The sequence below is a fragment of the Novosphingobium sp. 18050 genome (genome assembly GCF_902706195.1).
Lineage (GTDB): Bacteria > Pseudomonadota > Alphaproteobacteria > Sphingomonadales > Sphingomonadaceae > Novosphingobium.
In genome coordinates this window covers 1-451 of sequence record NZ_CACSJO010000087.1, presented here as the reverse complement: position 1 = coordinate 451, position 451 = coordinate 1, and the positions used below count along the sequence as shown (strand labels likewise).

Annotated in this window: 1 protein-coding gene; it reads left to right on the top strand. The window is 69.4% G+C overall.

Annotated features, from left to right (window positions below; all coding sequences use genetic code 11):
* On the top strand, positions 1–335 hold a 335-nt coding region (locus tag GVL61_RS24495; RefSeq protein WP_159983876.1), incomplete at its 5' end, for a pyridoxal-phosphate dependent enzyme.
* Positions 336–451: the final 116 nt, after the last annotated feature.

Below are 451 nucleotides of genomic sequence, written 5' to 3'. Positions count from 1 at the left end.
ACGACGTGCAGCAGTCGCTGCGCGCCGGGCACATCGTGCGCATCGAGACGCCCCGCACCATCGCCGACGGCGCGCAGACGCAGGCGCCGGGCGAGATCACCTTCCCGATCATCCAGCGGCTGGTGCACGAAGTCGTCACCGTGTCCGACGCCCAGCTCGCCCAGGCGCTGCGCTTCTTCGCCGAGCGCATGAAGATGGTGGTGGAGCCCACCGGGGCGCTGGCGCTGGCCGGCGCGCACCACGGCGGCATCGACCTGCGCGGTGCGCGCGTGGGCATCGTCGTGAGCGGCGGCAACGTCGATCTGCCGCGGTATGCGCGGTTTCTGGCAGACTGACCGGTTGTCTCCCTTTTCTCTCTCTTTCCCACGCCCATGAGCACCGAGAACCCCTCCGGCAACGTCCACGTCATCACCCACCCCCTGGTGCAGCACAAGCTCACCCTGATGCGCCG